The organism is Pseudomonas sp. S1(2024), assembly GCF_046557535.1.
In genome coordinates, this window is sequence record NZ_JBKGFP010000088.1 from 19,328 (window position 1) to 40,417 (window position 21,090).

Below are 21,090 nucleotides of genomic sequence, written 5' to 3' on the forward strand. Positions count from 1 at the left end.
TTCAAGCCTGTTCCTCGCCGTCGAGCAGTTGTTCCTCGAGGGCTTCGCGGTAGTCACCCGGTGCCTGCCACAGACCGCGCTGCTGGGCCTCCAGCAAACGCTCGGTAAGGTCGCGCAGGGCCTCGGGGTTGTGCTCGCGCATGAAGTCGCGGGTCGCCGGGTCGAGCACGTAGGCATCGGCCAGCGCCTGGTAATGATGGTCGTCGATCAGTTCCGTGGTGGCGTCGAAGGCGAACAGGTTGTCGACCGTCGCCGCCATCTCGAAGGCGCCCTTGTAGCCGTGGCGCTTGGCCCCGTCGATCCATTTCGGGTTCAGCGCCCGGGCGCGGATGACCCGGTTCAGCTCTTCCTTGAGGGTACGGATGCGCGGCCGGTCGGCCTGGCTATGGTCGCCGTGATAACTGGCAACTGCCGCACCGGACAAGGTTTCCGACGCCGCCAGCATGCCACCCTGGAACTGGTAATAGTCGTTGGAATCGAGCAGATCGTGTTCGTGGTTGTCCTGGTTCTGCAGCACCGCCTGCACCTTGGCCAGGCGCTGGGCGAACTGGGCTCGGGCCGGGGTTCCGTCGTCGCTGGCGCCGTAGGCATAGCCGCCGTGATTGAGGTAGACCTCGGCCAGGTCGTCGCGGCTGTGCCACAGGCGCCCGTCGATGGCGTTCTGCACCCCGGCGCCATAGGCCCCGGGCTTGGCACCGAACACCCTCCAGCCAGCCTGGCGCGCGGCCTGCTCGGCGTCCACGCCCTGCGCCTGCAGCGCGGCACGCTCGCTACGCACGCGGGCAGCCAGGGGGTTGAGATCGTCGGGCTCATCCAGCGCGGCCACGGCCTGCACTGCGGCATCGAACAGGCGGATGAGGTTGCCGAAGGCATCACGGAAAAAGCCGGAAACGCGCAAGGTCACATCCACCCGCGGGCGGTCGAGCAGGCTGAGTGGCAGGATCTCGAAATCGTCTACCCGCTGGCTGCCCGTGGCCCACACCGGACGCACGCCCATCAGCGCCATGGCCTGGGCGATGTCATCACCGCCGGTACGCATGGTTGCCGTGCCCCACACCGAAAGACCGAGCTGGCGCAGGTGATCGCCGTGGTCCTGCAGATGGCGCTCCAGGATCAGGTTGGCGGAGGCGAAACCCAGGCGCCAGGCGGTGGTGGTGGGCAGGTTGCGCACGTCCACGGTATAGAAGTTGCGACCGGTGGGCAGCACGTCCAGGCGACCACGACTGGGTGCGCCACTGGGGCCGGCGGGCACGAAACGCCCGGCCAGCGCCGCCAGCAGGCCATCCATTTCGGCGCTGCCGCAGGCGTCCAGGCTGGGTGCCACCGATTCTCGCAGCGTCCGTACCACATCGTGCACCGGCTGCCATTCGCTCTGGGCAGGTAAATGCACGGTGCCGCACAGCGCCTGGTCGATCAACTGCAGCGCCAACAGTTCAAGGCGTTCGCGGGTATCGCCACAGGTGCGCCAAGGCTCGCTGCTCATGGCCTGCAGTTGTTCCGGGCGTGGCCCTTGCCACGGCTGGCCAAGTTCACAATCGAGCGGATCGAAGCCTGGCACCAGCGCCTTGGCCAGGGCCCGTAACAGGCTGGCATTGCCACCGCGACCGTCGCCACGCTCGACCCGTAACAGCGCCAGCAAGGTATCCAGCCGCAGCCGGCCTTCCGGGGACTGGCCGAACACATGCAGGCCATCGCGAATCTGCGATTCCTTCAGGTCGCACAGGTAGGTATCCAGGCGTGGCAGCCATACGGCGGCATCGTCCAGCTGGCCTTCCAGCTGCAGTTCACGGTCAATGTGATTGGCCTTGACCAGTTCGAGAATGTCGCGCTGCAACTCGCGAGCGCGCCGCGGGTCGAGCAGCTGCGCTTCGTAGAACTCGTCGGCCAATTGCTCCAGGTGGCGCAACGGGCCGTAGGTTTCGGCACGGGTCAGCGGCGGCATCAGGTGGTCGATGATCACCGCCTGGGTGCGGCGCTTGGCCTGGGCGCCCTCGCCCGGGTCGTTGACGATGAACGGATAGATGTTCGGCAGCGGGCCGAGCAAGGCGTCCGGCCAGCACTGCGCCGACAACCCGACGCCCTTGCCGGGCAGCCATTCGAGGTTGCCGTGCTTGCCGACATGGATCACCGCGTCGGCGGCAAAGGCATGGCGCAACCAGAAGTGAAATGCCAGGTAGCCGTGCGGTGGCACCAGGTCCGGGTCGTGGTACACCGCGCTGGGGTCCACCTGGTAACCGCGCGCCGGCTGGATGCCGACAAAGGTCAAGCCAAAGCGCAGGCCGGCCACCATCAGCCGGCCACTGCGGTACATCGGGTCCTGCTGCGGCGGCCCCCAGCGTTCCAGCACGGCCTGGCGGTTTGCCTCTGGCAGGCGCTCGAAGGCGGCCTTGTAGTCGGCCAGGCTCAGGCTCTGCGCGCACGGGCGCAGGTCCAGCTGGTCGAGGTCGTTGGTCACGCCACCGAGCAACTGATGGATCAGCTGCGTGCCGCTGCCCGGCAAGTCGGCCAGCGGATAGCCTTCGGCCTGCAGGGCCTTGAGTATGTTCAGCGCGGCCGCTGGCGTGTCCAGGCCAACGCCGTTGCCAATGCGGCCATCCCGGGTCGGGTAGTTGGCCAGCACCAGGGCCACGCGCTTTTGCGCATTCGGCAGGCGCGCCAGTTCGACCCAACGGCGGGCCAGTTCGGCGACAAAGTCCATGCGCTCGGGGTGGGCGCGGTAGCAGACCACGTCGGACTGGCTGCGTTCGCTGCGCCAGGCCATGTCCTTGAAACTGACCGGGCGGGTGATGATGCGCCCGTCCAGTTCGGGCAGGGCAATGTGCATGGCCAGGTCACGCGCCCCCAGGCCCTGCTCGCTGGCTTCCCAGCCGGGCTGGTTGTCTTGCGCGCAGATGGCCTGCAGCACCGGGATGTCGCGACGGAACGGGCGCAGGTTGGGGCGCTCCGGGCTGGACAGGGCAAAGCCGGTGGTGTTGACCAGCACTTCGGCACCCACCTCGTCCAGCCAGGCTTCGACCTGCTCCAGGCAGGCGCTTTCCTTGAGGCTGGCCACGGCGATCGGCAACGGGTTGAGCCCGGCGGCCTGCAGGCGCTGGCAGAACACATCGATGAACGCGGTATTGGCCGCCTGCAGGTGCGAGCGGTAGAACAACAGTGGCGCCACCGGCTGCTCGGGGTGCCACTGCGGGTACCAATCCTCCAGCGTGGCGCTGCCCTTGGCCGGGTGATACACGGCAGTGCGCGGCAGCGGCTGCGGCTCGTCCCAGGCATAGTCGCGGCCCAGCCACTGGCTGGCCAGGCAGTTGAACAGGTTGATGGCGTTGGCCTTGCCGCCCTGGCGCAAGTAGTGCCAAAGGCGTTCGGCCTGCTCGCCGCTGACACTGCCCAGGCTGGTCAGCTCCGGGTCGGGGCGGTCGTCACCCGGCACCAGGATCAGCTGCACGCCACGGCCGGCCAACTCGACCAACTGCTCGACGCCATAGCGCCAGTAGCCGACGCCGCCGTGCAGCGACACCAGGATGACTTTGGCATGGCGCAGCACCTGGTCGACGTACAGGTCGACCGAGGCATGGTTCTGTACCTGCATCGGGTTGGCCAGGCGCAGGCTGGGGTAATCCTCGGGCAATTGCTCGGCGGTATCGGCGAGCAATGCCAGGTGCGAATCGCCGCTGCAGAGAATCACCAGCTCGGCGGGCGTCTGGCCGAGGTCGGCAATGCTGTCATCCGGCACGAAGCCGCCGGGCTGGGTCCGCAGCAGGTGCATGCGTCAGGCGCCCAGTGCCTGGCGCAGGCGCGCTTCCAGCTGGGCGGCGTCAAGGTCCTGGCCAATCAGCACCAGGCGTGTGATGCGCGGCTCGTCGGCGCGCCAGGCGCGGTCGAAGTGCTTGTCGAAACGGGTACCCACGCCTTGCACCAGCAGGCGCATCGGCTTGCCCGGGATGGCAGCGAAGCCTTTGGCGCGCAGGATGCCGAATTCCACCACCAGCTGGGTCAGGGCATCGAGCAGCAGGCTTTCGTCGGCTTCGGGCAGGTCGATGGAGATGGAGTCGAAGGCGTCGTGGTCATGATCGTCATGGTCATCGCCGTCATGATGCGAATCGTGGTGGGTACGGCGGCCATCGATGTGCGCCTCGGACTCGGCGCCCACGCCCAGCAGCACCTCCAGCGGCAGCTTGCCGCTGCTGGCCTCGATCACCTTGACCGCCGGCGGCAGTTCTTCAGCCACCTCGGCGCGGACCTTGGCCAGGCCTTCGGCGTCGATCAGGTCGGCCTTGTTCAGCACCACCAGGTCGGCGCTGGCCAGCTGGTCGGCGAACAGTTCGTGCAGCGGCGACTCGTGGTCCAGGTTGGGGTCGAGCTTGCGCTGGGCATCGACCTGGTCCGGGTAGGCGGCGAAGGTGCCGGCGGCCACCGCAGGGCTATCGACCACCGTGATCACCGCGTCGACGGTGCAGGCATTGCGGATTTCTGGCCACTGGAAGGCTTGCACCAGCGGTTTGGGCAGGGCCAGGCCGCTGGTTTCGATGAGGATATGGTCCAGGTCGCCACGGCGTGCCACCAGCTCGCGCATCACCGGGAAGAACTCTTCCTGCACGGTGCAGCACAGGCAGCCGTTGGCCAGCTCGTAGACGCGGCCGGTGGCTTCTTCTTCGGTGCAACCGATGCTGCACTGCTTGAGGATTTCGCCGTCGATGCCCAGTTCGCCGAACTCGTTGACGATCACCGCAATGCGGCGGCCCTGGGCGTTGTCGAGCATGTGGCGCAGCAAGGTAGTCTTGCCCGAGCCGAGGAAGCCGGTGACGATGGTGACGGGGAGCTTGGCCAGTGTTTTCATGTCGCATTGCCCTTGGCAGATTGGCGCGGGCATGCAGGACGACAGCCGCAGGCCAGGCCGGCCGGGCTTGTTCGCCACCGGATCACCCCGCCCGGTTGAAAGTCGAAAACGTGACGAGGCAGGTCTCCTGGCTCGCACCGTTCCATGTACCCGCTGGTGCAGCGGGCTGGCGGGATGACGCCTTCCCGCGCGCGGGCGCAGTGGCTGTGTCGATCCGTTGTCGGTGCTTACAGTTGCGGGGGCAGCCGCGGCTTGTACCGCGTTCCCGTCTTAGCTTCGGCCTGGCCGAAGAACCTCGAAGTGGCAAGGCTACGCAGTGGCTGGCGGGTGGTCAACCATTGCTGTCGGGCTGGCCGACAGCAAGTGGCGCAACTGCGTTACAGTGGTGGCTTTGAGCAGCGAGGCCCACCGGTGAAACCCCTGAACAAGCGCGATATGGCACGCCTGGAGCGTGAACTGGTGGTTTGCCTGACCGAAGCCTGCGAAACCGCCAAGGCGGAGATCGTCGGTTTCAGCTGGCTTACCCATCGTCTCGCGCCCGAGAATTTTCCGGCCAGCCTGCGTATTACCTGGGTGTTCGAGCGAGAGGCCGACAAGGCCGCCGCCGTGGCGGGCGACGCGAAGGTGCGCATGCTGGCACTGACAGGCCTTGCGCTGGAGCAGGCCGGCATTCAGCTGGATCATCCGGCCTGGCATGTGCGGTTTGACAGTGAAGAGGCCTGCCAGCAGAGCCACGGGGGCGACTGGACCAGGCGCTTGATGGGGCGCTGAACCAGGGGCATGCGCGGCCCTGGCTCTTGTAGGAGCGGCCTTGTGTCGCGATAGGGCTGCGAAGCAGCCCCAGGGTTTCAGCATAGTGGCACAAATTGCTGGGGCTGCTTCGCAGCCCTATCGCGACACAAGGCCGCTCCTACAGCGCACGCGGCGCACTCGCGGAATCTGTTTTCCCGCGACAACGATGCCTCTATCCGTTAGGCTACGCATTCCCCTGTCACGAGGTGTTCGTCCAATGCGCCATTGATGCCGCCGTCCCTTCGACGGCCAGTCTTCAGCCTCCGGCTCGCTCCGGAGATGTCGCGGCATTGGTGGAGTTGTGCATGACGAACACGTCGATCCTGACGCTGGACAGCGTCTCCTTGGCCTTGCCTGACGGCAGGCTGTTATTTACCGACCTCAGCGAAACCTTCGACCAACGCCGCACCGGCCTGGTCGGGCGCAACGGTGTGGGCAAGAGCCTGCTCGGGCAGGTACTTGCCGGCCAGCGCGAACCAAGCAGCGGCCAGTGTCGGCGCCTTGGGCGCATCCATCTTCTGGACCAGCAGGTGATCGAGCACAGCGCCACGGTCGCCGACCTGGCCCAGGTGGGCGCGGTGCTCGCTGCGCTGGAGCGCATCGAGCAAGGCAGCGTCGCACCCAGTGACTTCGACACCGTCGGCGAACGCTGGGATATCCGCGAGCAATTGCAGGGGCACCTGCAACGCCACGGCCTGGGCCAGCTCGACTGGCACCAGCCCGCCCACAGCCTGAGCGGTGGCCAGGCCATGCGCGTGGCGCTGGTCGGCGCCTGGCTCAGCGAAGCGGACTACCTGATCCTCGACGAACCGAGCAATCACCTGGACAGCAACGCCCGCGCCCAACTGCTGAGCATGATCGAAGCCTGGGACCGGGGCTTGCTGGTGATCAGCCATGATCGCAGCCTGCTCGCGCACATGACGCGCATCGTCGAATTGTCCAGCCTGGGCTTGCAGGCCTATGGCGGCAACTACAGCTTCTATTCGGCCCAGAAAGCCAGCCAGACGGCGCTGGCCCAACAGCAACTTGCCCGGCTGAAACAGGAGCAGCAACGCCAGGCGCGCGAACTGCAGCGCCAGCGCGAAGACCTGGAACGTCATCAAGCCCGCGCCGGGCGCAACGCCAGGCACGCCAACCAGGCCAAGATCCTGGTCGACCGCCAGCAGGAACGCAGCCAGGCCACTGCGGGCAAGCAGTGCCGCGACCATCGCGACGCCCGGCAGACGCTGCAGGGCAAAGTGCGTGACGCCGCTCACGAAGTCGAGCAGGACTGCGCCATTACCCTGCATGCACCCACGCCGCAGCGTCATCCGGGCCGCGAAGTGCTGGCCTTGCAGGCGCTGCACCTACCCCGCGGCACGCGCAAACCATTGAACCTGCGCTTGTGCCTGGGCCAGCGGGTGGGCCTGGTCGGCGCCAATGGCAGTGGCAAGTCCACCCTGCTCAAGCTGATGAACGGCGAGTTGCCAGCACCGCCCGACAGCCTGCGCCTCAGTGGTGAAACCGCCCTGCTTGACCAGCACTGCAGCGCACTACCAGGCCATACCAGCGTGCTCGACCACCTGCACCAGGCAAACCCGACATTGGCCCAGGGCGACTTGCGCAGCCGCCTGGCGCAACTTGGCCTGGATGCGGCCCGCATCGAACTGCCCAGCGGCCTGCTCAGCGGCGGTGAACGGATGAAGGCAGCACTGGCCGCCGTGCTGTACCGCGAACGGCCGCTCGACCTGTTGCTGCTGGACGAACCCGGCAACCACCTGGACCTGCCGTCGCTGGCCGCACTGGAACACATGATCGGGCAGTTTCGCGGGGCGCTGGTGGTGGTGTCCCACGACCAGGTACTGCTCGACCGGCTGGCGCTGGACGAGTACCTGCACCTGTAGAAGCCGCAATAAATGCATTGCAGGCTATCAATTCGTGACTGGCCGTTCCCGATCTGCCACGGATGTATTATGGTGGCGTGGTGCGCATATAACAGCAGCCCGAGCAATCGGGCACTTGCAAGACAATGAGGGTGTCATGAGCAACGAAAGCATTAATTGGGACAAGCTGGGTTTCGACTACATCAAGACCGACAAACGCTACCTGTCCGTATGGCGCAATGGCGTGTGGGACAAGGGCACCCTGACCGAAGACAACGTACTGCACATCAGTGAAGGCTCCACTGCCCTGCACTACGGCCAGCAGTGCTTCGAGGGCCTCAAGGCCTACCGTTGCAAGGACGGTTCGATCAACCTGTTCCGCCCGGACCAGAACGCCGCCCGCATGCAGCGCAGCTGCGCCCGCCTGCTGATGCCGCAGGTGCCGACCGATGTGTTCATCGAGGCGTGCAAGCAAGTGGTCAAGGCCAACGAGAAGTTCGTGCCACCGCATGGTAAAGGCGCCCTCTACCTGCGCCCGTTCGTGATCGGCACCGGTGACAACATTGGCGTGCGCACCGCCCCCGAGTTCATCTTCTCGATCTTCGCCATCCCGGTTGGCTCGTACTTCAAGGGCGGCATGAAGCCGCACAACTTCCAGATTTCCAGCTTCGACCGCGCAGCCCCGCAAGGCACCGGCGCGGCCAAGGTCGGTGGCAACTACGCCGCCAGCCTGCAGCCGGGTGCAGAAGCGAAGAAAGCCAACTTCGCCGACGCCATCTACCTCGACCCGCTGACCCACACCAAGATCGAGGAAGTCGGTTCGGCCAACTTCTTCGGCATCACCGCCAACAACGAGTTCGTCACCCCGAAATCGGCTTCGGTGCTGCCAGGCATCACCCGCCTGTCGCTGATGGAACTGGCGCAATCGCGCCTGGGCCTGAAAGTGATCGAAGGCGATGTGGAAATCAACAAGCTGGACCGCTTCATCGAAGCCGGCGCCTGCGGTACCGCTGCGGTGATCACCCCGATCGGCGGCATCGAGTACAACGGCAAGCTGCACGTGTTCCACGACCTGGAAAAGGTCGGCCCGGTTACCCAGAAGCTCTACAACGAGCTGACCGGTATCCAGAGCGGTGACGTGGAAGCACCGGCTGGCTGGATCGTCAAGGTTGCCTGAGGCGCTTTAACGGTTTGAAAAACGGGGCATGCCAGCGATGGCATGCCCCTTTTTATTGGGTGCACCGGCTGCACCGGTGTTCGCGGCTAAAGCCGCTCCCACAGGTACAGCGCAAGCCTGAAGCCTGCGCCATCCCTGTAGGAGCGGCCTTGTGTCGCGAAAGGGCTGCGAAGCAGCCCCAGGATATCCGCGCAATGCACAAATCGAGGAGCAGCGCAGGCTGGTGGTTTTCATGCAAGGCGACGCTGCATCAGCAGGTGCCGGGCTTTGTCGAAGGCCCAGTTGTACAGCACGGTGTAGGGCAGGATGATCACGAAGAAGCCCAACTCCACCATGAACGCCTGCAGCAACGAAATTTCCAGCATCCACGCCGCCACCGGCAGGCACCACACCACCAGCCCGGCTTCGAAGCCCAGGCCGTGTGCAAAGCGTGCGCTGGCCTTCCAGTGGATGCGCTCGACCCGCACGTAGCGATCGACCAGCGCGTTATAGACCATGTTCCACAGCATGGCGATCACCGAGAGGGTCACCGCCAGCGCCCCCGCCGTCGCCAGCGACTTGCCCATGATCCAGGACAACAGCGGCGCACACAGCAGCACGGCGAACACTTCATAGCCGACGGCGTGAACCAGGCGTTCGGTGAAAGAGACATTTTTCATTGCAGATTCCATCCAGTGCGTGAGTCGTGCTTCCTATTTTATTTGATAGAACTGATACTCGCGACATAGCTACCATCGGTTTTATCAATACCATGCGCTACTCACCCGAAGCTCTGGTCGCCTTTGTCCTTCATTTTCACGATAGTTTGAATTTTTTTCAGGTTTTTTGAACTTATTTGAATAATGGCCGCATTGTACCGTGCGTGAAATCAGATCTACCCATCAGATGTGATTGACACACGTGTCAACGTCTATAGCCTTGTAATTGAGGGCTGCAATTGCGCATTTGTCGGGACTGGGTACCAGCAAGAGCCCCCCCGGAATTTTGGCAGCTGAGAAAGCTGGTTTCTCTGAAGTAGTGACGACGGGCATAGCCGGTCGGATTCTGAACCCAAGGTCGCAAGGCTGGGAGCTAAAGGATCGCTGCGACTACTCCTCAAACCTACCGAGAAGGCACCTTTGGGTGCCTTTTTGCTTGATGCTTGGCGTCAGCTGCATCGTCCAAAGGCTGCGTGGCTAGGCTCAACCGGGCTCAGTTGCACAAGCTTGAGTAGAGCATTATCCCAGCTCGGGTGATCAGAGAGTGAAAGCGCGAGGCCTCAATTTGGGACCGCCTAGCAGTATAGGATTCAGCATATCGACATGAATGGAGGCCTTCCCCTTCCTGGTTTACAGCGCCTGATAGGCTGTATTTTTCGACCCCATGTAAACCACTTTTTTTCACTGTAAAACACAGTGGTTTACAGTGAAAAAAAGTGGTTTACAGCTGAGCTCGTAATCGGTGGAGAGACTCTTTTCCGTCCCTAGACAGCGGCCTTCATGGACTGCTGGAAGGGCGAAGAGCTGTTTAACGCCAAAAAGGGGGTTAGCAATGATCCTGAACTATCGATTTCCGGGGCGGTTCGGGTGAGTGTTTCCGGAATCAGTTTCTTGACCATGGCGTCAGTCTTGTAGGCTTCTTCAGCGTCGTCGGACAGCGCCGCCCAGCGGGACGGGGTGATGCTAGGGAAAAAAATCGAGCGGATGGAGACCGGGACAAAGCCTGACAAGTCGAATGAAGTAATCTCTCTAGATCCCGATTAGCTGCTATATTTAAATCTTATCCGATCTTATTTGTTTAAATCTAATAATATAGTACGTTGAACGTATAAAAAATACACATCAACTAAATTGAGCTGTGTAAAAGTCTGCTGCGGCGGGTACTGTCTCAACAAAGGAATCGTCGTACCACGGCGCGCGTAGCTGCTGGCGTAGAAGCGCGCGGTCATCGTCACTCAGCAGTGATTGCGAGCCGGCTTCATGCCAATTATGTCCGCGGCGGTCGATCAGGAGTACAAGTGTGCCCCCTGAGAAATTTGACCCTGTGCTAATGGTTGGACGGCGCGAGGACGATCGCGCAGAGAGGTTGTGGTGAAACTGATAACAGTTCGAGACGTACGCCTTGCATCACACGAGGCAGCCACGGAATGGATACAGGCATGCAGCGCTATGTGGAGGAAGGAATGATTTGTTAAATTTGCAACCTGAAGGCTTGAGCCTGATGCTGGGCACTGCTAAGAAGCTTGCTCTCTCTTTGGAGTGGCCAGGGTGAATTTGCAGTGGCTTATTCTGCGAGCCAGACGTTGTGAGGCTCAATACAAGGCACGGGATGATCACGCCGCTGCTGTGCAAGCCACTTGCGAGTCATTTCAACATCGAATATTTGCCCCTGCTCCATCAATGTCAGGATGAGAGCGTCGGCTACACGGTAGCGTCCGCAGGCAGGACAGTCCCGCTCCTCCCAAGGGCCTTCGCATGTAGGTCCAGATGCAATTCCAGCGCAAACCAAACACTTCATAAGCGAACCCCATTCCCGTAGGTTTAATCCATTTTTTACTGAGGAAGGCACGATTAAGCATCGAACGCCTAATTGCATAACTCTGTCGTCGGCCGCGGGTAAGGCACCCAGAGGCAACAACATACCCGTCCGAAGCGCCAGTTGAGGAAAACTCTTAGCCAGACGCCTGTTAACAGAATCCCCTACAGACTTGTGATGCTTACAGACCTGTGTCTAGCGAGGAAACAGTAGAGTAATAGCAGCCCGCCCTCCCCATCCTTCCGGTCCATCGGTTGCACTTTCGACCCAGTAACGCGGTCCGACTTGGATCGTCATGGGCTGGTTGCCAACCTTCAAGAGTTGGGTGACTGTGAAGTTGATTGGAATGGACCATTCATGGCTCTTCCAATTGTACGTCGACTCGCTGTTGATACCGAATGTCGTGAATGTGCTGTTGGTATAGGAAAAGAATGGCTGAAGGAAGGTATGGTTGATTCTTTCTTTGTTATCTGCCGGCGCGGTCTCCAATCCCCACAAATGATTAGCCAGCATCCCGTGGGTCCATCCGTTGGATTGTTTCAGTGCCACGGCTGTAGGACCCGCAGCCCATTGTTCTGCGCTGAGCAAATCATCACTGCCAGTCGGAAATAGCAGCGCTGGGCCGGCGCCCCAGATCCAACCATTTGACGTTGGCTTTTTCGGTGAGAAGAAAAAGCTTTGCGTAACATCTCCTATCCCGGATTTGTCAGCCCCGCCGCCCCTCACTAAACCGTGCTGATCAATCACTGGCAGGATCGTTCGGGAAATGAGGTTCCACTCCGAATTCAATGAAAAAGGAAGCACGGGCTGGATATTGGTGACGCTATGCATTCCGTCCCCGGAGGGCCCGATTTTTTGATCCCAGTTGTACTGAATGGGTAGGCTATACATGGCCGCGATGGGATTCTGGGCTTTCTTAGCTAGTTCAGAATTGTCATCTGCCTCTGCACTGAAAGGGATGAACGGGACAAGTCCGAGCAGCGACAACCCAATGAGCGTTTGGTGATTCCGCATTTTCAGACTCTCCATGAGCGATCTGCGCGCCGCTGCGCGCTCACTGGGCTAGATGATATTGATTACGGTGTCGCTTGGCTTCATACATCGCCGCATCGGCTGTTTTGATCAGTTCGGCGGGATCCGTTGAGTGGCGAGGCGAGTTTGCAATACCGATGCTAGGTGTCACGAAATCGATGACCAGTTCGCCAATGCGGACTGGTTTACTCAAAACACCGAGCAGTCGCGCAGCCAATCGTTCAGCAGCCTCGACGTTATCGCCCAGCACTAGCAGAGTGAACTCATCCCCCCCCAGTCGAAACGCACGATCCGGCTTTCGTACGGAGTTCTCCAACCGGCGTGCGAGACACACGAGTAACTCATCACCCGTTTCATGGCCGAAGGTATCGTTGACCTGTTTGAAACGATCCAGGTCAACGAAAAAGAGGGTCAAAGGCTGAGGTTGCCCTCCCAGAAGCTCTCTTAGGTAATGGTGGAATGCCTTGCGATTGCCCAGGCCTGTTAGGGCATCATTGTGCGCCATGGCATAAAGCTGATTTTGATATTCCACGTGCGCGCTGACGTCATGCAGAATGCCACGGTATCCGCGGAGGGTCTTCTGCCCATCAACGATTGGGGTAATGCGGGCTTGGTAATGGCCTACGCTACCGTCAGCGCGTCGCAATCGAGCCGACAGTGCCGGGCTTTCGCCTCGCTGCTGGGGATGCAGAATACTGTCCAGCACCTCCTCATTTTCCATCAGGGTGGCAAACGCCATCCCCGATAGGGTTTCGGCTGGGTAACCCACTTGGGAACAAAAGGCAGGATTCATGGACTGCAGGTAACCGGCTTCATCTAGCTCAAAATAGCCTTCCTGGATCTCTGCAAGAATCGCGGCATCACGTGCCTCACTTTGTTCCAGACGGTCCAACGTCCGGTTTGCCTCGCGTCCCAAATCGCCTAACTCATCCTTTCCGCATTCCTGTAAACGGGAGTGCGGATTGCCAGGTCCGATCGTCGCTAGCTCCGCATGCATTTTTCGAATTCGGCGCAGCAGAAATCGTTCCAATCCGAGATGGATTGCTACCCAGGCCAGCACCAGGCTTGCGGTCAGGAAAGCCATAAAAAGATTCAGCTGAGCTAATCCCTCCTGATAGAGGTGCCTATCACGTATCACCCGCAGGCTTAGTTGTGCGTTTCCAAGGCTGTCGTGAAAAATCAGATCCACATTGTGATGGGCGGCGTTCATCACGTGCCGCCTCGAAAGACTCATCTGACTGCTGTCGGAACTACCGAGCATCACAGGGTCGAAGTCACCGGGCGGAGCCCAGATAAGCGCGCCACCTAGCTGCCTTTGCAACTGCTCTACCCGCTCGGCATCGAGCAGCGTTCCTCCGAACAGGTAGCCGGAAGGCGAACCAACGCTAACTAGGAGCATCGGAACGTCTTGCACAGTGATCAGTTGCGCACGTGGGGTTGCGCTCAAAGCCGGGCGCAATGATCCCAGACGATCAACTATGCTCGCTTGAAAATCCATGCTCACTGGATAGACTTCCGAGAGTTTTGAAACCCGTTCAGCGTCCAGGGGATGCAGAACTGTGAACGTGTCTGAGCGGGTTTGGATCAGGAAATCAAAACCCGACGCCCCCAGTTGAAGCGTCGGGCCAGCTCGTTGAATAAAAGTGCTGAGATTGGTTAGCCGGTCAACGTCGCGCTCGAACAGTACATCCATCATCGCCCTCAACCGATTAGCTTCGACCAGGAGCAATTGCTCATCCTCATGGTCTAGCCGGCCGAGCAAGACGTTATGTCCCCACCCCCACATCAAGAACATTACCAACAGCATGGGCGGCGCAAACAGACATAGGAGTTTCTTGCGCAGGCTCATGGCCGGTTCACCAAGACGGCATGCATCTTTTGAGCCTCAACCTGCCGGGCAACGGGCAGAGCCGTTGGTAGCGCTCGCCTGAACCGCGTCAGCAAACTTGCGCAGGTTTGCTTGTTGAGCGCTAACCAAGCTTGCGATGGTGTTCTGCGCTGGCGTTTGTACCGTCGTGCGGCACGTGAGCTCATCCAACCCTGGTCGTTTCAGGCGCCATACCGCATCGAGCAAAGCATAGTGGTCAGGTACTGAATCAAAACGCTGTACGTCGACTCGCAAGATTGCCTTGCGCCCCCCTCCAACCGGCCCACCCAGTAAGTCCTGTAGCGCACTGCCAAACTCATCAACGAGGTTTGCACCCCACCATTCCGTTTCAAGAATGACCAGGCCGCTGTCGCCTTGTCGCACCACCAATTGCGGACGATCAACTTGAGGGGGTACGGCCACCCGCTCAACCTGAACCCGCTCCCCTGCGACCCGGCTCGCCTGTGCAGGTACAAGGGTGTGGTAGTTGTTAGGCGTACTGCTGCAACCAGCAGCCATCGTTAGTAACAAAGCCAGCGAGGTCCGGTATAGAGGGGGCATCATATATAACTCCTTGGCCGAGTGTTCCAATCAACGCTGCAGATTTTCCGCACCTGCTGCTTTAGGTCGGCCGCGGATCAGCGACTCAGGATGACGACCCAGGTAGTCCGCTAGGTCTCGTAGCGAACGGGACATGCGTTCTAGCTCCTGCAATGTGTCCCCAAGTTTCTCACGCTGCGGAGAATCATCAGCGATCGCTGAATTGGCGGAGCGCAGGGTTTTCTGTAGCTGCTCCAAGGTAGCAGTCACGCCAGGTAGCGTTTGACCGTCGACGCGTTTCAGGGTGTTGCGCATTTCGCGGAGTGTCCCATCCAGATTCCCCGCGATGCTCTCCAAGGGAAGCTTGCCAAGCCGCTCGACAACGTGCTGCAGCTGCTCTTGCAGTTTTTCCAGACTGCCAGGCACCGTCGGAATGACGATAGGTTGTGCACTGCCGTCAAACTCGACCTTGGGGGCGTCTGGATAGAAATCCAACGAAATGAACATCTGCCCGGTAATCAGATTTCCACTGCGAGCCTGTGCCCTAAGCCCATGCTCAACAAAGGTACCAATGAGGCGCCGTGCGCCGGCATCATCCTCAGGGGTGTGATTAAATGCCTGCAGCATCTTCTGGTGAACAGGCCCTAATCGTTGCGGATAGATAACCGCATCGACCACGACTGGAAAGACCTGCTTTTTCGCATCGTAATCCAGAGTCACCGACGTAACTTTACCGAACTCCACCCCCTTGAATTCCACCGGTGCGCCTGGTGAGAGCCCTCGCATAGACTGATCGAATCGTAATCGCAGGTATTGCGCCTTGCCTGTTGGCGGAGCTAAGGCAGCATCACGGTCTGCAAAGAGCGTAAAACTTTGCTGATCGGCGGCCGGCTCGCCTCGGCTGAAGCTTTCGGGAGCAGCGAACGCCAAACCGCCCATGAGCACGGATGACAAAGACTGGGTCTCTACTTTCAAACCGTTGGCTCCCACCTCCATATCGATGCCGCTTGCATTCCAGAACCGAGTATTCGTGGTGACAAAAGCGTCGTAGGGCGCTTGTACAAACACGCCAATGTCGACCCCTTCGCCGTCTTCTTTCAGCGCATACGAAACAACCTCTCCGACAGGTATTCGGCGGTAGTAAATAGAGGAACCGATATCGAGCGAGCCCAGATCATCAGCGCTCAAAAGAAAGCGCTTCCCCTTTTCTCCATACGTCACAGGGGGCGGAGATTCCAGGCCAGTGAAGGTTTTCTCCGGATTTTTGGATTCACCGGCGTCGGCGCCAATGAAGGCTCCAGACAGCAAGGTGTCTACGCCTGACACCCCTCCGGCGCCGATACGCGGGCGGACCACCCAATATCTCGCACCTTGAGTGGCGAACGACTCGGCCTCTTTAGATAGTTCCACCTTAGCCACAACGCTCTTGCGGTCATCAGCGAGTTCCACGGACGATACCTCGCCTATCACCACGCTGCGATAACGTACCTGAGTTTTATGCGCCACCAGACCTTCGCCGGTGCGGAAGGAAATAGAGATCACCGGCCCCTTCTCCAGATAGTTGCGCACTACCAGCGAGGCTCCCACAAGTAGAGCCAGGATGGGCACAATCCAGACCAGTGAGAAATTGAGACGTCTAGTGCGCACTTGGGCCTGACCTGCACTGCGTTGTTCAGTCTCCTGCGCCATCACTGCGCTCTCCTTGTTGTGACGGACTATCCCAGATAAGACGGGGGTCAAAGCTCATGGCGGAAAACATGGTCAAGACCACCACCATGCCGAAGAACAGAATGCCTGGACGCGGTTCAATGGTCCCCAAGCCGTGCAATTGCACCAGTGCTGCTACCAAGGCCACCACCATGACATCTAGCATTGACCAGTAACCGATGAGCTCCACGAACCGAAACAATTGGGAGCGCTGGCGTCTTGCCCAACTGCTGCGGCGTTGCGCGGTGATCAGTAACAGGGCTAAAGAGCAGAACTTGATGGCCGGCACGCCAATACTGGCGATGAAAATGATGAGCGCGATGTCCCAGGCTCCTGCTTCCCAGAACTCCAACACACCACCGCCAATGGTGCTGTCACTACCTTGCCCAAGCATCTCGGTGCGCATGACTGGCAACACGTTGGCTGGAATGTAAAAGATCAATGCAGCGAACAGAAATGCCCAGCCACGCGCAATCGGATTGGTTTTGCGACGGTGTAAGGGGGCGCCACATCGAACACACTCATGGGCCGATTCACGCAGATCACAAGTTTGGCCGCAACCATGGCATAAACAGACATGAAGATCGTCAGCCAGAATCGATTCGCTCATACCTGACCCCACAGATCGCGAATGTCTCGACCAGCAACGTAGATCAGCAGCATGCTCAATGCAGCCAGTGCGATCAAACCGATACCCGGGATCACATCGAGAAGACCGGCTAGCTTGATAACTGCGACCATGGCACCGAGCAGGCATACCTCCAGCATGCTCCAGGGCCTTAATTTCTCTAGCGCCTGCATACACCCAGCAAACCCAGGGGCTCGGTGACCCCGCATAGCGAAACCAAGAACCCAGCACAGCACGGCAATCTGCAGGATCGGGGCGAAAATGATCGCCAGCGCCAAGACAAGTGCAATGAACGTGATGCTGCCAGAGCTGAGCACCATCACAGCGTCCCAAAGGGTCGCCGAGTTAGAAATACCTTTCATGCTGATGGTCATCACCGGATAAGCGTTGGCGAAGATCAACAACACTCCACCCGTTACGCTCAGAGCCAAGCGCTGCTCCACACTCAAGCTATTGTGGCGGTACAGCACTCCCCCGCAACGGGTGCACCGGGCGCTCTGATGACGCAGCAAGGGAGTACGGTGATACACCGCATCGCAGTACTCGCAAACAATGAGTTCATGTAGGTGAGTCATGGTGAGATTTCGTCTGTCGTCCAAGGCTCAAATGGGCGTCACTTTGCACGCCAGCCTCATCACTAAAGCACACGAACGTGGCTAGAACCGATGCACATTTGATGACACCCCTATATCGCCAGAGGTATCGCCGCAGGATTTTGCTAATACTCAAAAGTGATCAAATGATCATGAATGGATGAGGAAAAGGTGATGATGGACCTAGCCCTTGGCGCTTTGCGTGCCAATCCTGAGATTGCAGTTTTTTTGGCGATTGCGTCGGGAATACTGCTAGGACGAGTGCAGATAGGAAGCTTCCATCTGGGGTCCGTCGCAGGTGCGTTGCTGATGGGACTACTGATCGGCCAAATCGGCTTGCAAGTTCCTCATGAACTAAAAGCTGTGTTCTTCGCCTTGTTCATCTATGCGGTGGGTTTCAAGAGTGGGCCCGAGTTTTTCGGCAGCCTTAACCGGGGCACGCTAAAACTAGTCCTGCTCTCAGTGATCTTATGCGGCACCGCATTGGCCACCATCCTCGCCATGAATGCGCTTTACGACTTTGACGCAGGCTTCACCGCGGGCCTTGGAGCGGGGGCATTGACTGACACGGCGATCATGGGCACTGCGAGCAGTGCTATCGCCCAATTGCCATTGGACGCAGCTGCGAAGAACGAACTTAACAGTCACATGGCTGTGGCTTACGCCATTACCTATGTGTTCGGTACGGTCGGTTTGATCGTTTTTGTCGGAAGCATCGCTCCACGGCTGTTAGGGGTGGATCTGAAAGCCAGTGCCCAAGAACTTGAGAGGCAGCTCGGTATTGAGAGGCATGAGGAAGCGATCAGCATTCCCTACACGCGCATTGTGGTGCGCGCCCATCGCCTCAATCACGCTCAAAAGTTGGGTGATACGATTGCAGATCTCGAAGCTCGCTACCCCTCCCTTAGCATTGAACGTGTCATTCGGGGAGAGCAAATTTTTGAGCGTAGTCCGGCACTGCTTATGCAGCCAGGGGACATCTTAGGTATCTACGCGCTACGCGACTCGGTGGGTCACCTCGCTAGCTGGATCGGGCCTGAAGTTGATCACCCGCTAAGTCTCTCTTTCCCTACACGCAGCGCCGACATCGTGCTAACTAATCGTCTTATGGCTGGGCGTACTATCCATCAAATCAAAATGGCGTTGGTGGGTGCTGAGCGAATGGGATGCTTTCTCACAGGCATCTCACGCCAAGGACTGTCATTGCCCCTTTTACCGGAAACGGTGCTGCGTCGTGGCGATCTGATCAGCCTGACAGGGCGCGCCGCTAGCGTGGACGCACTTGCGGCTCAATTGGGACGTGAACGGAAACCAAGCCATCGCACCGACATCGCTATCCACGCTCTGGGTTTGGTTGTTGGCTCTTTGCTCGGCTTGCTTTCGACCCATATCGGCATGATACCGGTCGAACTAGGGATTGGAGGCGGCATCCTGCTAACTGGTCTTGTGATCGGTTGGTACAACTCGCGACACCCAGAAATAGGCGCTCTTCCGCCCGCCGCACAGTGGGCATTCTCCGAATTTGGCCTGACTGCGTTTGGAGCAGTTGTGGGCCTGCTCGCAGGTCCTGCAGCACTTACGGCCATCGTGGAACAAGGGCTCGCGCTCGTGATAGCAGGCGCCTTAGTCACTCTCATTCCTCCTTTGGTGACGCTCTATTTCGGGCGCTACGTGCTCGGACTTCACCCGATGATCTTATTCGGAGCTTTGGCGGGAGCCCAGACCGAAGCCGCTTCGATGAACAAGATCATCGAGCAATCAGGCAGTAATACTCCCGTGGTAGGTTTTACCGTCTGTTATGCGGTTTCCAACGTTTTGCTAGCTGTATGCGGACCGATAATTATATCGCTAGCGTGACATCAAATCGCTACCAACTGCGATTTTTGGAGCACTTTTCGAATTTTTTTAGAGTTTTTGCTTGAAAGCCGTTTGATGTCGCCTAGTGTCTAGAGTCAGCCATGTAGTTTTGCGTCTCATTCATGGATGGCGATGTCGTGATAGGAGATCAGCAATGTAGGCATTGGTACATGCTCTTTTTCGCTGTGAGAAATCTTACGCTGGCAGTTACCGCCACGGTACAGCGCATGGCGTTAGCGGACGAAGGCAGGGCTCTTGGCAGTTATGGAGACCTCGCCCAGTCCAATGGGACGAAGGCCTGGTAAGCCTCCCTGCCTCACAATTCGGAGTCAGCGACCATGGAAACTTATCGAGCCGGCTCAGCGCACGGCGTGCAATTGCGTCCTCTCTGCGTACCGGTACTCGCTCTCGTAGCCGCCATGCATGCCAACCCCAGTTGGGCAGGCGGGATTCTCATTTATGAGGCGGGACAGGAAGGCAACGGACTGGCAAACGCAGGGTCGGCCGCCCTGGCGAACGATCCCAGCGTACTAATGAGTAACCCAGCGGGAATTACTCAGCTCAAGGGCACGCAAATCAGTGCAAATGCGCAGGTCATTCTCGGAGACCTGCGATTCTCCCGTGACAGTAGCAACCAGTTCGATGGCAACGAAGGGGGCAACTCGCTTGAGTACCTGCCAGGGGCCAGTCTCTTCGTCAGTCACCAAATTGATGAACGCTCGGCGATCGGGTTTGGTATGTACGGTAATTTTGGTCTCGCACTGGATTACGACGACGACTGGGCAGGCCGCTACTTCACCCAAGAGGCTGCGGTTATCGGGGTGTCGTTGCAACCGACGTGGGCCTACAAATTTACAGATGACCTGTCTATCGGCATCGGACCACGCATCATGGTCGGCTACTACCGTACTGAGATGGCCATCAATAACAACCTGCTGGGCCTGGCCGATCGACCGGACGGACAGTTGGAATACAAGGACACTGATGTCGGTGTCGGCGTCAACCTAGGCGTGCTTTATCAAGCGGACCCAAGAACCCGTGTCGGCCTGGCATACACCAGCAAGGTCAAACTGGAGTTTGAAGACAAACCCCACCTGAAAGACATTAATAATCCGCTGCTCCATGCTGCATTACGCCGTTTGGATGTCGACTCTTTGGAGCTCGACTTGAACGTCCCACAGACGCTTACAGCCAGCATTGCTCATGAATTGGGGAACCAATGGACGCTGTTGGGGAGCCTTGGTTGGCAGGATTGGAGCGATTTCGGAGATGTAGGTGTGGATGTTGACGCCAACGGAGGCGGCACCAGCCGTACCGTTGACCGTAAATACAAAGATACCTGGCATGCCTCAGTCGGGGCCTTGTATCAGGCGACTCCGCAATGGCGCTGGAGCGTCGGCCTGGGGTACGACAGTTCGGCCGTGGATGATGAAGATCGTACCGTCGACAATCCGATGGGTGAAGCGTGGAGGTTGGCAACTGGCGTCAACTACACGGTAGATGAAGGACTGGACTTACACCTTGCCTACACCCTGGTGTGGCTGGGCGACATGGATGTTGATCAGACCAAGAGCCGATCCGATACCACATTGTCTGGCAGTTACGACAACAGCGCTCTACACATCATCGGCGGGGGCGCGACTTGGCGTTTCTGAGTGACTTGACATCGCTAACGTAAGGAAGGAGA

At 59.3% G+C, this 21,090-nt stretch carries 14 protein-coding genes and 1 riboswitch; of the genes, 5 read left to right on the plus strand and 9 right to left on the minus strand.

Annotated elements, in window-relative coordinates:
* Position 1: 1 nt before the first annotated feature.
* A complete protein-coding gene (cobN, locus tag ACLCGK_RS24360) occupies positions 2–3,763 on the minus strand; it encodes a cobaltochelatase subunit CobN (protein WP_410953117.1) in 3,762 nt (1,253 codons plus the stop codon).
* A 3-nt stretch (positions 3,764–3,766) separates the two neighbouring features.
* The gene (gene cobW, locus ACLCGK_RS24365) at positions 3,767–4,834 is read right to left on the minus strand and encodes a cobalamin biosynthesis protein CobW (RefSeq protein WP_085602303.1); all 1,068 of its coding nucleotides are present in this window, start codon (positions 4,832–4,834) and stop codon (positions 3,767–3,769) included.
* 99 nt (positions 4,835–4,933) lie between these two features.
* Positions 4,934–5,147: riboswitch (cobalamin riboswitch) on the minus strand.
* A gap of 98 nt (positions 5,148–5,245) precedes the next feature.
* Between cobW and ACLCGK_RS24370 the strand changes: the two genes are divergently transcribed.
* The 3 genes from ACLCGK_RS24370 (at position 5,246) to ACLCGK_RS24380 (ending at position 8,665) form a co-directional block, all read left to right on the plus strand.
* Positions 5,246–5,605 carry a hypothetical protein gene (locus tag ACLCGK_RS24370; RefSeq protein WP_410953144.1) on the plus strand — a complete coding sequence of 120 codons (360 nt, stop codon included), beginning with the start codon at positions 5,246–5,248 and terminating at the stop codon, positions 5,603–5,605.
* 326 nt (positions 5,606–5,931) lie between these two features.
* Positions 5,932–7,509 (plus strand): ATP-binding cassette domain-containing protein, encoded by a 1,578-nt coding sequence (locus ACLCGK_RS24375; RefSeq protein ID WP_410953118.1) that lies wholly within the window; start codon positions 5,932–5,934, stop codon positions 7,507–7,509.
* A gap of 136 nt (positions 7,510–7,645) precedes the next feature.
* A complete protein-coding gene (locus ACLCGK_RS24380; RefSeq protein WP_410953119.1) occupies positions 7,646–8,665 on the plus strand; it encodes a branched-chain amino acid aminotransferase in 1,020 nt (339 codons plus the stop codon).
* A 230-nt stretch (positions 8,666–8,895) separates the two neighbouring features.
* Here ACLCGK_RS24380 and ACLCGK_RS24385 read toward each other — a convergent pair whose 3' ends face one another.
* The 7 genes from ACLCGK_RS24385 to ACLCGK_RS24415 all read right to left on the minus strand — a co-directional run bounded on the left by ACLCGK_RS24385 (position 8,896) and on the right by ACLCGK_RS24415 (position 17,528).
* Positions 8,896–9,324: a multidrug/biocide efflux PACE transporter gene (locus ACLCGK_RS24385; RefSeq protein ID WP_024087038.1), complete on the minus strand. Its 429-nt coding sequence runs from the start codon at positions 9,322–9,324 to the stop codon at positions 8,896–8,898.
* A gap of 2,050 nt (positions 9,325–11,374) precedes the next feature.
* The gene (locus ACLCGK_RS24390; RefSeq protein ID WP_060484360.1) at positions 11,375–12,208 is read right to left on the minus strand and encodes a hypothetical protein; all 834 of its coding nucleotides are present in this window, start codon (positions 12,206–12,208) and stop codon (positions 11,375–11,377) included.
* A 25-nt stretch (positions 12,209–12,233) separates the two neighbouring features.
* A complete protein-coding gene (locus ACLCGK_RS24395; protein WP_410953120.1) occupies positions 12,234–14,060 on the minus strand; it encodes a diguanylate cyclase domain-containing protein in 1,827 nt (608 codons plus the stop codon).
* Positions 14,061–14,096: 36 nt separating this feature from the next.
* Positions 14,097–14,639, minus strand: a complete 543-nt coding sequence (locus tag ACLCGK_RS24400) for a membrane integrity-associated transporter subunit PqiC (protein WP_197862810.1) — start codon at positions 14,637–14,639, stop codon at positions 14,097–14,099.
* Positions 14,640–14,669: 30 nt separating this feature from the next.
* Positions 14,670–16,307, minus strand: coding sequence for an intermembrane transport protein PqiB (locus ACLCGK_RS24405; RefSeq protein ID WP_060484358.1), 1,638 nt, complete (start codon positions 16,305–16,307; stop codon positions 14,670–14,672).
* Entirely contained in the window at positions 16,291–16,935 is a 645-nt protein-coding gene (locus ACLCGK_RS24410; protein WP_060484357.1) for a paraquat-inducible protein A, read from the minus strand. The genes ACLCGK_RS24405 and ACLCGK_RS24410 overlap by 17 nt, the downstream gene beginning before the upstream one ends.
* Positions 16,932–17,528 (minus strand): paraquat-inducible protein A, encoded by a 597-nt coding sequence (locus tag ACLCGK_RS24415; protein WP_060484356.1) that lies wholly within the window; start codon positions 17,526–17,528, stop codon positions 16,932–16,934. Before ACLCGK_RS24415 ends, ACLCGK_RS24410 begins: the two co-directional genes overlap by 4 nt.
* Positions 17,529–17,720: 192 nt before the next feature.
* Here ACLCGK_RS24415 and aspT point away from each other — a divergent pair, with 192 nt between their 5' ends.
* Together aspT and ACLCGK_RS24425 are read left to right on the plus strand one after the other, a co-directional pair.
* Complete coding sequence (aspT, locus tag ACLCGK_RS24420) at positions 17,721–19,403, plus strand: aspartate-alanine antiporter (protein ID WP_392519322.1); 1,683 nt, start codon at positions 17,721–17,723, stop codon at positions 19,401–19,403.
* Between the two features lie 419 nt (positions 19,404–19,822).
* Positions 19,823–21,058 (plus strand): OmpP1/FadL family transporter, encoded by a 1,236-nt coding sequence (locus ACLCGK_RS24425; RefSeq protein ID WP_392519321.1) that lies wholly within the window; start codon positions 19,823–19,825, stop codon positions 21,056–21,058.
* Positions 21,059–21,090 lie beyond the last annotated feature (32 nt).